Raw genomic sequence first — 13,375 nt, 5'->3', positions numbered from 1 at the left:
TTACATGGCAACCACACCTAAAAATTCACATGAGGTTAGTAATGCGCAATCGGCTTTATTAAACCCTGATCACAGCATTCAAGTACGAGGCGCGCGTGTTCATAACTTAAAAAATGTGGATGTAAACTTGCCCCGTAATTCAATTGTTGTTTTTACTGGTATATCGGGCTCGGGTAAATCATCGCTCGCCTTTGGAACATTATTTGCCGAATCACAGCATCGTTATCTTGATTCGGTATCGCCTTATGCGCGCAGGTTAATAGACCAAGTAGATGAGCCCGATGTAGATTCGATTGAAGGACTGCCACCCGCAGTAGCACTACAACAACAGCGTGGAGCACCCTCGGTACGTTCATCGGTGGGTAGCGTAACCACTATTTCTAACGCGCTGCGAATGCTTTACTCACGCGCAGGCGAATACCCCAAAGGGCAAGGTATACTGTATGCCGATGCATTTTCGCCTAACACGCCACAAGGTGCCTGCCCAGAGTGCCATGGTATTGGCCGCGTATTTAACGTAACCGAAGAGCTGCTAGTGCCCGACCCGACTAAATCAATTAAAGAACGCGCCATTGCAGCATGGCCGCCGGCTTGGCAAGGTAAAAACCTAAGCCGTATACTTACCTCGTTAGGTTACGATATTAATAAACCGTGGCAGGCCTTGCCCAAAAAAGCCCGTGATTGGATTTTGTTTACCGACGACACGCCCACAGTACCCGTGTTTCCCGAGTACACGCTTGAGCAAACCCAAGCGGCTATTAAAAATGAAGAAAGCCCCAGCTACATGGGTACATTTATAAGTGCTAAACGCTTTGTTTTACAATCATTTGCCAGTACGCAAAGCCCACGCACTAAAAAGCGCGTATCGCAGTATATGCAAATATCACAATGCCCACAGTGCGAAGGAAAAAAACTTAAAAAAGAGTCGTTATCGGTTAAAGTAGCAGGGCTTGATATTGGCGAAATTTCGCAGTTAACACTTGGCGAACTGGCAGAAAAACTAAGCATTGCTGCCAATAACCCCGCAAAAAGTAACGCAGCCAACCCCGAAAAAGCCATTGTGGCAAAGCGCATCACAAGCGACATTATTAAACGCGTAGAAGCACTCACTAAGCTTGGTTTAGGGTATTTATCGCTTGAGCGTACTACGCCATCGTTATCAGCTGGGGAATTACAACGCTTGCGGCTTGCAACGCAAATTCGCTCAAAATTATTTGGTGTTGTGTATGTGCTAGATGAACCTTCGGCAGGTTTACACCCAGCCGATACGCAAGCACTTTTAAGCGCCCTAGATGAGCTAATAGCGGCTGGTAACTCAGTATTTGTGGTGGAGCACGATACAAGTGTAATTCGCCACGCCGATTGGGTGGTTGATGTAGGGCCAAATGCGGGTTCGCATGGCGGTAATATTGTTTACAGCGGCCCAGTTGAAGGCTTAGAGCAAGTGAGCAACTCACATACAAGTCAGTATCTTTTTAAGCATAACAATAACGCAAAGCCAAATCATCAAACACAACGTACGCCATCAGCCTGGCTTAAGCTAAGTGGTATTGAGCGTAACAATTTACACAACATCAGTGCCGAATTTCCGCTTGGGGTTATTACAAGTGTTACGGGGGTTTCTGGCTCAGGTAAATCAAGCTTGGTAAGCCAAGCCTTAGTCGAGCTTATTCAAGATGCTTTAGGTCAAAAAACGCCGCCGCCAATACCTACCGATGAAGCCGACTTGCTTGATCAAGAACTCCAAACACCAACCCATGGCAAAATTACCGAGGGCCTTGAGCATATAAAGCGCCTAATAACGGTTGATCAAAAAGCCATTGGCCGCACGCCTCGCTCAAACCTTGCTACTTACACTGGTTTGTTCGATCACGTACGTAAATTGTTTGCCAATACCAAAGAGGCAAAGGCGCGCAAATACGATGCAGGTCGTTTTTCGTTTAATGTGAAAAAAGGCCGTTGCGACAACTGCGAAGGCGTAGGCTTTGTAAGCGTGGAGCTGTTATTTTTACCAAGCGTGTATTCGCCTTGCCCTGTGTGTAACGCCAAGCGCTACAACCAAAAAACACTCGACATTACCTATAAAGATAAAACAGTTGCCGATGTGCTTAATTTAACGGTGGAGTCAGCGCATACATTTTTTGCCGATGAGCCTGCTATTTTACGTGCGCTAAATGCGCTCTTACAAGTGGGCCTTGGCTATTTACGTTTAGGGCAACCGGCTACTGAGCTTTCGGGCGGAGAGGCCCAGCGCATAAAACTTGCCACAGAGCTGCAACGTGCGCAGCGCGGCGATACGCTGTATATTTTAGATGAACCAACCACCGGCCTACACCCTAAAGATGTAGCCATGTTAATGGCGCAGTTAAATGGCTTAGTTGATGCGGGCAACACCGTTATTATGGTTGAGCACGATATGCAAGTAGCCAGTAACAGCGATTGGGTTATTGATATTGGCCCAGGAGCCGGCGAAGAAGGCGGCTTAATTGTTGCTCAAGGTAAACCAGAAGATGTGGCTCAATCTGAGCATAGCCGCACAGCAACGTTTTTGAAAAGCGCAATTTAGCTTTTTAAAAATCGCTCTAATTTAGGTTTTACGGTAACCGACATAACCAGCATTAATGTTAAACCAATGGGTAGGGCGGCTAATAGCCCCTCTACCCACGCGGTATAAAATAAGCGCATATTGGCAAAACCTATATTGTTAGTAGCGGTTACAAACGCCATTAGCGACTCCATGGTAAGCGCCATAAAAACACTAATCACTAAATTGCGTTTTAGCTCACTTGCTTTTGGTAATAACTTAGCCACCAAGGTATTCATAAGGGCTGTCATTGCTAACCCCACAGGAGCCATAACCAACACCGCACTTAAAAACGAGGTAAACCAATCCATATAAAAATGCTCAGTTATACCTACATTTGTGTAAGTCATAATGCCTGTTAAGCTGCCGCCTACAAAAACAATAATACTTACCATCACCATTATTTTATAAGTGAACGGTGTTTTTTTAGGCTCTACGAGTGCAGAATTTACTAAAGCAGGCGTATTCATTAAACAGGTATTTCTCTTAAAATAGATGACAATACCAACTGTTATTTAATTACCCTAATGCCAGCCATATGCCTACTAGCACCATAAGGCTGCCTGCAATTCGGTTCAGCCATTTTATATTATCACCACGGCTTAAAAATAAACGTAGGCTTTTACCGCCTGTGGCGTAAGCTAACATGCAAATAAACTCGCTTATCATAATAACTAAAACAAGCACTAACAGTTGCGGGGCGAGTGCGTGTTCAACGCTAATAAATGGCGGTAGTAAAGAGATCATAAACGCCCAGCCCTTTGGGTTAGCAATGGCAGTCACAAAGCCTTGCGTAAATAACGACTGGCGGCTTACATCACTTGGGCTATGTGTATCAATCGACATTTTACCTTTTGCGCGCCACATATTTATACCTATATAAATTAAGTATGCACCGCCTACCCATTTTAAAATATCGAACGCATTAGGGTAATTTAGCATTACGCTTGCAACACCTAATACCGCAGCAATAGCAACACTTGCGACCCCTAACAGCTCACCTATCATCATCCATAATGTGCGCCTTACACCTATGCTCATACCTAATGTCATGGCAAGGGTCATACACATACCCGGTGTGATAGATACAAAAAAGAAGGTAGGAATAAAAACGGCAAGCGCTGCAACATCAATCATTTTTTCTCTCTATATTAAAAGCAAAAAACGCGGCTAAAGTAGCCGCGCTATTGGTTACCTATTATCTACTATTGTTCAGTACTTGCCACTGGCTGAGTAATGACCTCTACTGGCTTTACGGTATCACTTAATAAATACTTATCTAGCCACTGCTCTTGCTCCCACAGTACATGTAATAAGCTTTTACGTGCGCGGTAGCCATGTGCCTCGTAAGGGAGCATTACTAAGCGAGCGTCTTTACCTAAGCCTTTTAGGGCGGCGTACATGCGCTCACTTTGCATTGGGAAAGTTCCAGAATTAGGATCTTCTTGACCGTGGATCATTAGCATTGGCTCGTCAATTTTTTCAGCATGGAAAAACGGCGACATGTTAGCGTACACACTTTGTGCTTGCCAAAAATCACGCTCTTCACCCTGAAAACCAAACGGCGTTAAGGTACGGTTGTAAGCACCACTGCGAGCAATACCGGTTTTAAATAAATCACTATGCGCTAATAGGTTTGCCACCATAAATGCACCGTACGAGTGCCCTGCTATAGCAATGTTGTTTTTATCGGCAATGCCTTTTTTAACCAGCACATCAACTGCAGCTTGTGCACTTGAAACTAGCTGCTTTCTAAAGTTATCGTTTGGCTCGCTACCATCAATACCTACAATAGGCATTTTAGGGTCGTCAAATACGGCAATACCTTTAGCAAGGTAAGGCATAGGGCCCCAATAACCAATGTAAGTAAATTCGTATGGCGATTCGCGCACTTGTGATGCTACGGCTTTATCTTTGTATTCAAGTGGGTACGCCCACATAAGTACGGGTAACGGGCCTTGGGTTACATCGTAACCTGGTGGTAAATAAAGCGTGCCAGAAAGCTCCACCCCGTCATCACGTTTGTAACGTAACTGCTCTTTTGTAATCCCTTTAAATGCTGGGTACGGATGAGCAAAATTAGTAAGCTGCGTAAGAGTATCGTTATCTAAATCACGAATAAAAAAGTTAGGTTGCTCGGTTTTAGACTCTCGCACAGTTATAAAGCGCTCGCCTTCGTCGTCAAGCAATGCACGAACACGCTCGTAGTATGGCGCTTGTGATTGCCATAAACGCTTGCTGCTATTCGTTTTTACATCGTACTGGTCTAAAAACGGAATATTACCTTGCTCAGACGCGCCGTTACCGCGCAGATACATATAACGCCCGCCAACAATTTTAATAACGTTGGCGCCTAAATCGTTACGCTCGTATATAAAGCTACCCGGGTTTTTATACGCATCGTTATAGCTTCGCTCAGAAAAAAGCACACGGTTTTTATCTGCATTGCGTGGCTGAATAACATACGTACGCACTTGGCGGTCGCTAAAGCGCCAGTCGCTAAGCATGGCAATATTTTGATTACCCCAAACTATACCTGCATAGCGGCGCTCTACTTTAGCAAACAGTTTAGGCTCGCGTTTAAACGGCGCGCGTAGGCTGTAAATATAATCATGGTGCTTAACATCGGTTTTCATGTCGCCGCCATCTTGCGCCTCGGCCCAAATAACTTCTGCGCCTTGATCCGCGCGCCATTCAAAATCGCGGCGGCCGGTGCGAACACTGTCATAGCCTTGTGGAATGTTATCGGCAAGCGGTTGTTTTACAAGCTCAGCTAATGCGTAACCGCGCATTCCCCATATTTGCCAAGTGCTGGCAAAACGGCTGTACGGTACTTGATACGAAAACGGCTCGTTTATCGCAGCAACTAATATATTGGTTGAATCTGGCGATACCGAAAACGATTTAAATAATGCAGGGCTGCCAATGGCTTGTGTATTGCCATCAAGCGTTACGTAAGCTAATTGCCCTTGGCCGTAAAATTTAAACTGTGCTTCGTCAAACGGGCTGGTTAATAAGTTTTGATAGGTACGCGCTGGGGCTTTTTCGCCTGTACTTTGTTGTATTACAGGCACTACATTTTGACTGCTGTTTTTTAACGCGGGTTTACCTATATTAACCGCTAAATTTGCAACCAGTGCGCTGCTATCGGGCAGCCATTGGTAAGGCGTAGCGGTAATAACCGAGTTAAGCACTGCATTTGAGAGCATTTTTGCTTGCTTTGTCTCTACACTGTAAAGCCATAAATTTGCTTGGTTTTGTTGCTCTACAACAAATGCTAAATATTTACTGTTAGATGACCATTTAGGCGAGCGAATAATACCGTTTGGTAAATTATTAATATTAATAACGGTGCCGCTTTGCACATGCTTAAGCTCAAGCGCGCTGTATTTAGCGCTAACACGCGAACGCGAAAAGTTAGCAGGGTTTAGCTTTATACCCGCAAGTTTAAGCTCATCTTTAGCAAGCTCGTCAAGCGTCTCTACGCGCTTACGCTCAAATAAAGCAAGCCATTGGCCATCGCTCGATAAAAAACTAGTGGGTGCTAATTTGGCATCTACCACAGCGGCTAGCTCAGGCGAAGGTGTTTGATAACCTTGCTCAGCATAGCTGTTTGGCATTATTACAACACAACAAATAAAGGCAACTAACAGCCTAAATGCGTTCATGTTTTTATCCTTTTGTTATTTTTAAGATTATAAAAGGTATATAAACATGTTTTGCTCTGTTCATAAAGTATTAAGCTTTAAATTACAGGGCTAAAAGATGACTTAAACGCATTATATACGCTACACTACGCAGCTATTTACTCACTACTGCGCGCTTAAAATACCATGCCTAACAAAGCTAAATCGGTCACTATTTTTGATGTTGCTCACCGTGCGGGGGTGTCTAAATCGACCGTATCGCTGGTACTTACACACAGCAATAAAGTAGCCGATAAAAGCAAACAAAAAGTGTTACAAGCCATAGATGAGCTAGGTTATGTGTATAATCGCGATGCAGCAGCTATGCGCTCTGGGCGCTCTAATTTAGTGGTTGTAGTGATTGACGATTTAACAAACCCGCTTATGGCATTGCTTGCTAAAAATATAGAGCAGGCTTTAAGCGAAGCTTTTTTTCAGGCCATTATTGTTAGTAGTAACAACAGCGTAGAGCGCCAAACGCAGCTAATAAATAATTTAAAAGAATACAAAGTGGCTGCATTTATAATTTGCCCTGTGGCTAGTACCTGTGCGCAGTGGCTCGACAACCTTGCTGCTGCCTACCATGTTATTAGCCTAATGCACGAAGTACCTTACAGCTCAGCCCCGTGTGTTTTACCCGACTACACTAAAGCAAGCCATGTAGTAACACTGCAGCTAATAAATGATTCGCCTAAAAACATACTGTTTGTGGGTGATGAAAGCTTATCTGCACAGGGTTTATTAAGTGGCTTTAATAGCGCGTGTAAAAAACACAATATAACCCCTGAGCCAGCTATTACGTGCACAAAAAGCACCCCATTACATGCTAAGCAAATATTTAGTAGCACATTACTTAATAATCCGAGTATTGACGCGGTTGTATGCGCTAATAATATAATTGCGCATGGTGTTTTAGCCGCCGCCCCGCATTTAAAAAACAATATAGTAAGCTGCTTACATATTCCTGATATTACCGAAATGCAACCTCGCTTTACTTGCGCCAATATAAACACGCAAGAGCTTGCTAAGCGCAGTATTTTAGTGCTGCAAGAACAACTTCAAACAAACACTGCACCAGTAAAAACACTGGTAAATGTAAACCTACAAATTAGAGAAACACCGTAATGAAAAAAGTGCTGGTAATTGGTTACGTATGGCCAGAGCCAAATTCGTCTGCTGCGGGTACGCACATGATGTCGTTATTAAATGCATTTAAAGCGCAAAATTGGCAAGTAGAATTTGCCACCCCAGCACAACGCACCGAGCACATGGTAAACCTAGATCACTTTGGTATTACCAGTCAAAGCATTGCCCTAAACTGCGAAAGTTTTGATGAGTACGTTAAAGCGTACAACCCAGACATAGTGATGTTTGACCGCTTTATGATGGAAGAGCAATTTGGCTGGCGTGTAGATAAACATTGCCCTAATGCCATAAAAATACTCGATACCGAAGATTTACAATGCCTACGTAATGCTCGCCACGAAGCGCACAAAGGCGAGCGAGAATTTACCACCAGCGATTTACATTCAGACATAGCAAAACGCGAAATAGCCGCAATATTGCGCTGCGACCTAAGCTTAATTATTTCAAGCTTTGAAATGCAATTACTTAGTAGTGTATTTAACGTAGAAGCCAGTTTATTACATCATCTCCCTTTTATGGTCGATTTAACCGCTTTACCTGCGCAAACAAACTCGTTTGAACAACGTGAGCACTTTATGACCATAGGTAACTTTAGACACGCCCCCAACTGGGATGCCGTGCTGTACTTACAAAAAATATGGCCACTTATTCGCAAGCAATTACCAAAAGCAGAACTGCATATTTATGGCTCTTACCCGCCACCAAAAGCAACAGCACTTAATAACCCTAAAACCGGTTTTTTAATAAAAGGCTGGGCCGATAACGCCTATGAGGTAATGCAAAGCGCACGCGTATGTTTAGCCCCACTTCGTTTTGGCGCAGGTATAAAAGGCAAGCTGCTAGAAGCAATGATAATGCAAACCCCCAGTGTAACTACCAATATAGGCAGTGAGGGAATGCACAACGAACTACCATGGCCTGGTAAAGTGGCTAATAATACCGACGATTTTGCAAATGCAGCCGTTGAGCTTTACACCAATCAAGCCGATTTTGAACATGCGCAACAAGCTGGCAATACGCTACTTAATACCTTGTACGACAAAGTAAAATTAAGCGCGGCGTTAATTAATAAAATTGACTCTATAAGCAACGATTTAAAAGCGCATAGGGAAAAAAACTTCACCGGACAAATGTTAAAACACCATACTATGCGCAGTACGCAATATATGGCGCAATGGATTGCTGAAAAAAATAAAAAATTAGATTAAAAATGACTAGACTCCTACAGATTTGTGTTTAAAATCGCGCCCATTACAAATGGGCGTTTTAGCCTATACTTTTAGCTAATTTATTTACACACTGGTCCATACAAGATTTGAAAACTGCAACCTTTACTGAAAAACGCAAATTTATCGTTAAATTAGGTAAAATGCTTCATAAGTACGGCACCCCAGCGTACCGCCTAGAAGCACACTTAATGGAAGTGGCCACTTACTTAGGACTTAAATCGTCTTTTGTCATGTCGCCAACTTCGGTAACGTTTGTAATTTGGACTGATGGCCACGAAGACGAATACACCCACGTGGCACGCGTAGACCCAGGCGATCACGACTTAGGCTCACTTGCCGACACCGACGACTTAGTTAATCAAATGCTCGACGACAAGCTCACCTTACAAGAAGTTGATGCTCAGCTTGATGCCATTTACGACATGCCAAACCCGTACAATAAATTTGTTACCGGTATTGCTTTTGCAACATCGGGGGGGGCATTTGCCATGCTAATGGGTACCAGCTGGACAGACGTTATTTGGTCTGCGTTACTTACTTTAGTGGTATATGTGTTTGTACTGTGGTCGGGGCGCTCAAAACGGGTTGCTCATATGCTTGAGCCCCTGGTTGCTATAGTATCGGCAGTGCTGGCTTGTGCAATAAGTGTGTATATTTCGCCCGATATAAATATACGGTTAGTGGTGCTTTCAGCCATTATTGTATTTATACCCGGTTTAGCGCTAGCGCTTGGTTTAGCAGAGCTTGCAGCTAGGCATTTGGTGTCGGGTACGGCGCGGGTTATGGACTCGTTTATGCTGTTATTTAAACTGTACTTTGGCGCCTTTATTGGCATAGGCATTGGCTTTGCCATATTTGGCCAAACCGATTTTGTACAGCCCGAGCCACTACCGCGCTGGACTGCGTGGCTGGCTATATTTTTACTTTGTAGCAGCTTAATAGTGATATTTAGAACCAAACTTAAACATGCTGGATGGTCAATCGCATCTGGTTTTATAGCCTATGGCACGAGTATTGGTTCGGCTATGTACCTTGACTACACGTTAGGCACGTTTGTTGGTGCGCTTTCGGTTGGAGTGTTTAGTAACTTATTTAACCGCGTTGCAAATGCGCCAGCTTCCATTGTTGCCATGCAAGGCTTAATTGTACTGGTACCCGGCAGTAAAACGTATATTGGCTTAAACTCGCTTATTGAAGGCCAAGACTTTGTTTACGCCGAGCATATAGGCCAGCAAACGTTTTTAATATTTATGTCGCTTGTAGCAGGGCTAATATTTGCAAACGTGGCTTTACCGCCTAAAAAAAGCTTATAAGCTTGTTACCATTTAAAAGCCCGTTTACTTTGTAACGGGCTTTGTTGTTTAACGCGCTATTCGCTATGAGGGATGGTGAGTACAATTTTTCCTACGTGTTGTTTTTGTGCAAACACTTTTTGCGCCGTAACAATTTCGCTCAGTGGGAATGTTTGCGCCACAATAGGCTTTATTTTTTCTTGTTCAATAAAGTTAACTAAGCTTTTAAATACCTCAGGCTCTATAACTGTACAGCCAAAAAAAGTTAAATCTTTTAAGTACAAAGTACGTATATCAAGCTCGACTAATGCCCCGCCAATAGCGCCCGACACCGCATAACGCCCCTTTGGTTTTAATACCTCCAGCAGTGCAGGCCATTGCTCGCCGGCAACAAGGTCAATGACTACATCAACACTGTTTTTACCTAAGGCTTGAATTAAATCATCTTCACGAAATATAACTTTATCAGCACCTAACTCTTTGAGCTGCTGCGCCTTACTTTTACTCGTAATGGCAATAACAAAAGCGCCACGTGCTTTAGCTAATTGCACCGCCGCTGAACCAACACCACCAGAAGCGCCTGTAATTAAAACGGTTTGCCCTTGCTGTGGGTTTGAGCGAAATAGCATGTTTTCGGCCGTAGAATATGAGCACGGAAAAGAGGCCAGCTCTTCATCACTATAGTTACTATTAATTTTATAAGCGTGAATAGAGTCAACGCGGGTAAACTGTGCAAAGCCACCATCGCACTCAGAGCCAAAATACCATGGCGATTTAAGCTTTTCGCCATTAGCTTTAATTAAACATGGCTCAACAATAACGCGCTCACCAATACGGCTTTGATCTACGTTTTTACCAACAGCCACAATTACGCCGCATACATCTGCCCCTTGAATACGAGGAAAAACAAACGCATCACCAGACCAACTTGCATCGTCTTTACTGCTTTGTTTTTTAGCGTACCACGCCGTGCGGGTATTAAGATCTGTGTTATTAACACCTGCCGCCATGACTTTTATAAGTACATCTGTTTGTGCAAGCGCTGGCAACGGTAAGTTAGTTGCATACTTTAATACATCAAAATCGCCATGCTCGGTAAGCTGTACAGCGTGCATTGTGCTAGGTAAATTTGCCATTGGTTGCTCCATTATATTAATTTAAGAATACTGTTTTTTGCTGATGTAACCGCCTCATCGCCCATAACTGGCCATGCACTCGACACTCCCTCGTGCAGCAAAAACAAGCTACTAGCCAACGATGAATTTAAACCTTGCTCACCTAGCAGTTTTTTTACGTCATTTTTATGTGTTTGCACCGCAAGGCTAATAGCTTCATCTTCAGGAAACGCCGACAACGCATTAATAGATAAACAGCCATTAGGCGCAAATTGCACCATCCACGCTTTTAGTTGATCAAACATGTGCAAAACCGCCTCAACTCCCGGAGCAGGTGCATCTTTAAGTAAAAAATTAATATAGCGATTATGGCGGTACTCAAGCGCAGCAATGATCATTGCCTGCTTTGACGGGTAATATTTATAAAGGGTGCGCAAACTAACGCCACTGAGTTTTTGCAGCTTAGCCACACTAGGCTCAGCAAAACCATGTTGACTAAAGGCCACCTCAAGCGCAGCAGCTATATCTTGTTTTAGCATAGTGTTTAACTCATGTAGAATGAATACTCTACCCAATATGGTAGAGCATTCATTCTACATGTCAACCAATACAGATTTATACAAAATAATAACTATGACACCCATAATTAATAAACAAGCTAGGAAAGCCCTAGAGTCCAAAATATATGAGGATATTTAAAGATATGGCATCCCTTTAATCTTTCTTAGTCATAATAAAGCCATAACTATGACACCCACTTTAATTATTTATAAATTAACAATGTAGTAAGAAATATTTGGTTGGATTTATATTTGATTTGAGATGTTGAGTGGAAATAGAGATGTTTGAGTTTATATACTTAAGCTTTTTATCATAATCTTATCAAAATAATAATTTTGACACCCAATCTAATTATTTATAAATTAACAATGTGGTAAGAAATATTTGGTTGGATTTATATGTTGATTTGAGATGTTGAGTGGTAATGGAGATGTTTAAGTTTATATACTTAAGCTTTTTATCATAATCTTATGGCAGTTTAGAAACTTCAGGCACAATAAAAGCTCAGCAAAGCTAAGTGACATACTATTTATATAGTGGGTTTTATTAGGCTAATAATTTTTTACTGTTTGAATAGCTAGGCCTTCGCTTAATAGCTTGATGTTTACAATAGCTATCTAATGAGCTTACACGCCCCACCGCTCCATGAAAAACATTGCCAAATTCGGTTGTAAGTTTTAACCAGTTCTCTGGCGCTATATTCAAACGTATCAATAATTCAGGTGTTGAATGCGCAATAAAGCCTATTTTATCAACGCGAATACATCTGCCTGTTAATTCAACTAACTCTAAATACGTTTTTAATTCGAATGGTAAACCTTTTGGCATGTATTTTTTAGACTTTCCTGCAAAGCGTAATAACTGTTTTGGGTGCTTAACTTTTAACGCCTGGTTGCTTTTAAGTGCAATTGATTTTATGCGTTGTTTTACGCTCGTAAAGTGCGAATCCTCAGGTGTTTCAGCCGCTTTGGCGCGTATTGGATTTAAATCTACATATGCCATGCACGCTAACAAAGCAGCTTCATCTAGTAACGCTTGAGATTTAAATCGTCCTTCCCAAAACCGCCCTGTGCAGCCATCTTCTTTGTTAGCTCGCCTTGCAATATTTTCGTTCAATGCTCGCATAAACCAGCTAATACTACTTAAGCGTTCTCGATACAGCTTTAGGCTCTCGTTTAAAAACCAATGTTCGGTAGCCGATAACTTCTCACCGCGTATAAATTTATGCGTGATAGCGGTGCCTTTAAAAAGCTTGTGCCAACGAATTGCTATTGCTTTGTCGTTTAACCTATTAGCTTTTTTATCATCTACATACAACACAATATGTGTATGATTACTCATAACTGCATATGCACAAACATCTATACAAAATACCTTTGCAAGGCTGATAAGCTTATCCTCTACCCACCCTCTTCTATGCGCGTAATTTTGTCCTGTAAAAGGGTCTTCACCACACAAATATGCCCGGCGAACACAACGTGAAATACAGTGATAATATTTTGTATCTGCCAAACTTATTTGGCGCTTTCGAGCAATAGCCATAACACAACCCTGTTCATTATTTGAGCTAAAGCGTAGTCCGAGCTTGTGTTTTATACAACTATTATGATGGGTGTCGTTATTATTTTATTATTTGTGTTTTGATGGGTGTCATTATTAAGTTTTAGATGGGTGCCATCATTATTTTAATAATGCTTTTCATACTTATTTACTAAAAATTGGACTTTCAAAGGGATGTGGTGGTGTATTCCCTGATCTTCAC

The 13,375-nt window shown here is 42.4% G+C and carries 10 protein-coding genes; 4 read left to right on the top strand and 6 right to left on the bottom strand.

Annotation, left to right across the window (positions count from 1 at the left end):
- The first annotated feature begins 4 nt into the window (after positions 1-4).
- A complete protein-coding gene (uvrA, locus tag MTF68_RS05130; RefSeq protein WP_248461878.1) occupies positions 5-2,566 on the top strand; it encodes an excinuclease ABC subunit UvrA in 2,562 nt (853 codons plus the stop codon).
- On the opposite strand, the gene MTF68_RS05125 is transcribed toward uvrA, so the two are convergent.
- From MTF68_RS05125 to MTF68_RS05115, 3 genes are all read right to left on the bottom strand, one after another.
- Positions 2,563-3,054, bottom strand: coding sequence for a DUF2798 domain-containing protein (locus tag MTF68_RS05125; RefSeq protein ID WP_248461877.1), 492 nt, complete (start codon positions 3,052-3,054; stop codon positions 2,563-2,565). The genes uvrA and MTF68_RS05125 overlap by 4 nt on opposite strands.
- 49 nt (positions 3,055-3,103) lie before the next feature.
- Positions 3,104-3,721 carry a LysE family translocator gene (locus MTF68_RS05120; RefSeq protein ID WP_248461876.1) on the bottom strand — a complete coding sequence of 206 codons (618 nt, stop codon included), beginning with the start codon at positions 3,719-3,721 and terminating at the stop codon, positions 3,104-3,106.
- 68 nt (positions 3,722-3,789) lie between these two features.
- Entirely contained in the window at positions 3,790-6,252 is a 2,463-nt protein-coding gene (locus MTF68_RS05115) for a prolyl oligopeptidase family serine peptidase (protein WP_248461875.1), read from the bottom strand.
- Between the two features lie 165 nt (positions 6,253-6,417).
- Between MTF68_RS05115 and MTF68_RS05110 the strand changes: the two genes are divergently transcribed.
- The 3 genes from MTF68_RS05110 (at position 6,418) to MTF68_RS05100 (ending at position 9,958) form a co-directional block, all read left to right on the top strand.
- The gene (locus tag MTF68_RS05110) at positions 6,418-7,395 is read left to right on the top strand and encodes a LacI family DNA-binding transcriptional regulator (RefSeq protein ID WP_248461874.1); all 978 of its coding nucleotides are present in this window, start codon (positions 6,418-6,420) and stop codon (positions 7,393-7,395) included.
- A complete protein-coding gene (locus MTF68_RS05105) occupies positions 7,395-8,624 on the top strand; it encodes a glycosyltransferase (RefSeq protein ID WP_248461873.1) in 1,230 nt (409 codons plus the stop codon). Before MTF68_RS05110 ends, MTF68_RS05105 begins: the two co-directional genes overlap by 1 nt.
- Before the next feature lie 107 nt (positions 8,625-8,731).
- Positions 8,732-9,958: a threonine/serine exporter family protein gene (locus tag MTF68_RS05100; RefSeq protein ID WP_029773039.1), complete on the top strand. Its 1,227-nt coding sequence runs from the start codon at positions 8,732-8,734 to the stop codon at positions 9,956-9,958.
- Between the two features lie 56 nt (positions 9,959-10,014).
- On the opposite strand, the gene MTF68_RS05095 is transcribed toward MTF68_RS05100, so the two are convergent.
- The 3 genes from MTF68_RS05095 to MTF68_RS05085 all read right to left on the bottom strand — a co-directional run bounded on the left by MTF68_RS05095 (position 10,015) and on the right by MTF68_RS05085 (position 13,155).
- Positions 10,015-11,073, bottom strand: a complete 1,059-nt coding sequence (locus MTF68_RS05095; RefSeq protein WP_138579870.1) for an alcohol dehydrogenase family protein — start codon at positions 11,071-11,073, stop codon at positions 10,015-10,017.
- 11 nt (positions 11,074-11,084) lie between these two features.
- Positions 11,085-11,591 carry a TetR/AcrR family transcriptional regulator gene (locus tag MTF68_RS05090; protein WP_039972541.1) on the bottom strand — a complete coding sequence of 169 codons (507 nt, stop codon included), beginning with the start codon at positions 11,589-11,591 and terminating at the stop codon, positions 11,085-11,087.
- 568 nt (positions 11,592-12,159) lie between these two features.
- Complete coding sequence (locus MTF68_RS05085) at positions 12,160-13,155, bottom strand: transposase (RefSeq protein ID WP_248461872.1); 996 nt, start codon at positions 13,153-13,155, stop codon at positions 12,160-12,162.
- Positions 13,156-13,375 lie beyond the last annotated feature (220 nt).

It is taken from the genome of Pseudoalteromonas sp. 2CM37A (assembly GCF_023161885.1).
Classification (GTDB): domain Bacteria; phylum Pseudomonadota; class Gammaproteobacteria; order Enterobacterales; family Alteromonadaceae; genus Pseudoalteromonas; species Pseudoalteromonas atlantica.
This window is presented reverse-complemented; position numbering and strand designations above follow the sequence as displayed.

What these genes read in the sequence shown, in the direction of transcription:
- uvrA (WP_248461878.1), top strand. Translation starts at nt 5, where the DNA reads ATGGCAACCACACCTAAAAATTCACATGAGGTTAGTAATGCGCAATCG.
- MTF68_RS05125 (WP_248461877.1), bottom strand. Translation starts at nt 3,054, where the DNA reads ATGAATACGCCTGCTTTAGTAAATTCTGCACTCGTAGAGCCTAAAAAA.
- MTF68_RS05120 (WP_248461876.1), bottom strand. Translation starts at nt 3,721, where the DNA reads ATGATTGATGTTGCAGCGCTTGCCGTTTTTATTCCTACCTTCTTTTTT.
- MTF68_RS05115 (WP_248461875.1), bottom strand. Translation starts at nt 6,252, where the DNA reads ATGAACGCATTTAGGCTGTTAGTTGCCTTTATTTGTTGTGTTGTAATA.
- MTF68_RS05110 (WP_248461874.1), top strand. Translation starts at nt 6,418, where the DNA reads ATGCCTAACAAAGCTAAATCGGTCACTATTTTTGATGTTGCTCACCGT.
- MTF68_RS05105 (WP_248461873.1), top strand. Translation starts at nt 7,395, where the DNA reads ATGAAAAAAGTGCTGGTAATTGGTTACGTATGGCCAGAGCCAAATTCG.
- MTF68_RS05095 (WP_138579870.1), bottom strand. Translation starts at nt 11,073, where the DNA reads ATGGCAAATTTACCTAGCACAATGCACGCTGTACAGCTTACCGAGCAT.
- MTF68_RS05090 (WP_039972541.1), bottom strand. Translation starts at nt 11,591, where the DNA reads ATGCTAAAACAAGATATAGCTGCTGCGCTTGAGGTGGCCTTTAGTCAA.
- MTF68_RS05085 (WP_248461872.1), bottom strand. Translation starts at nt 13,155, where the DNA reads ATGGCTATTGCTCGAAAGCGCCAAATAAGTTTGGCAGATACAAAATAT.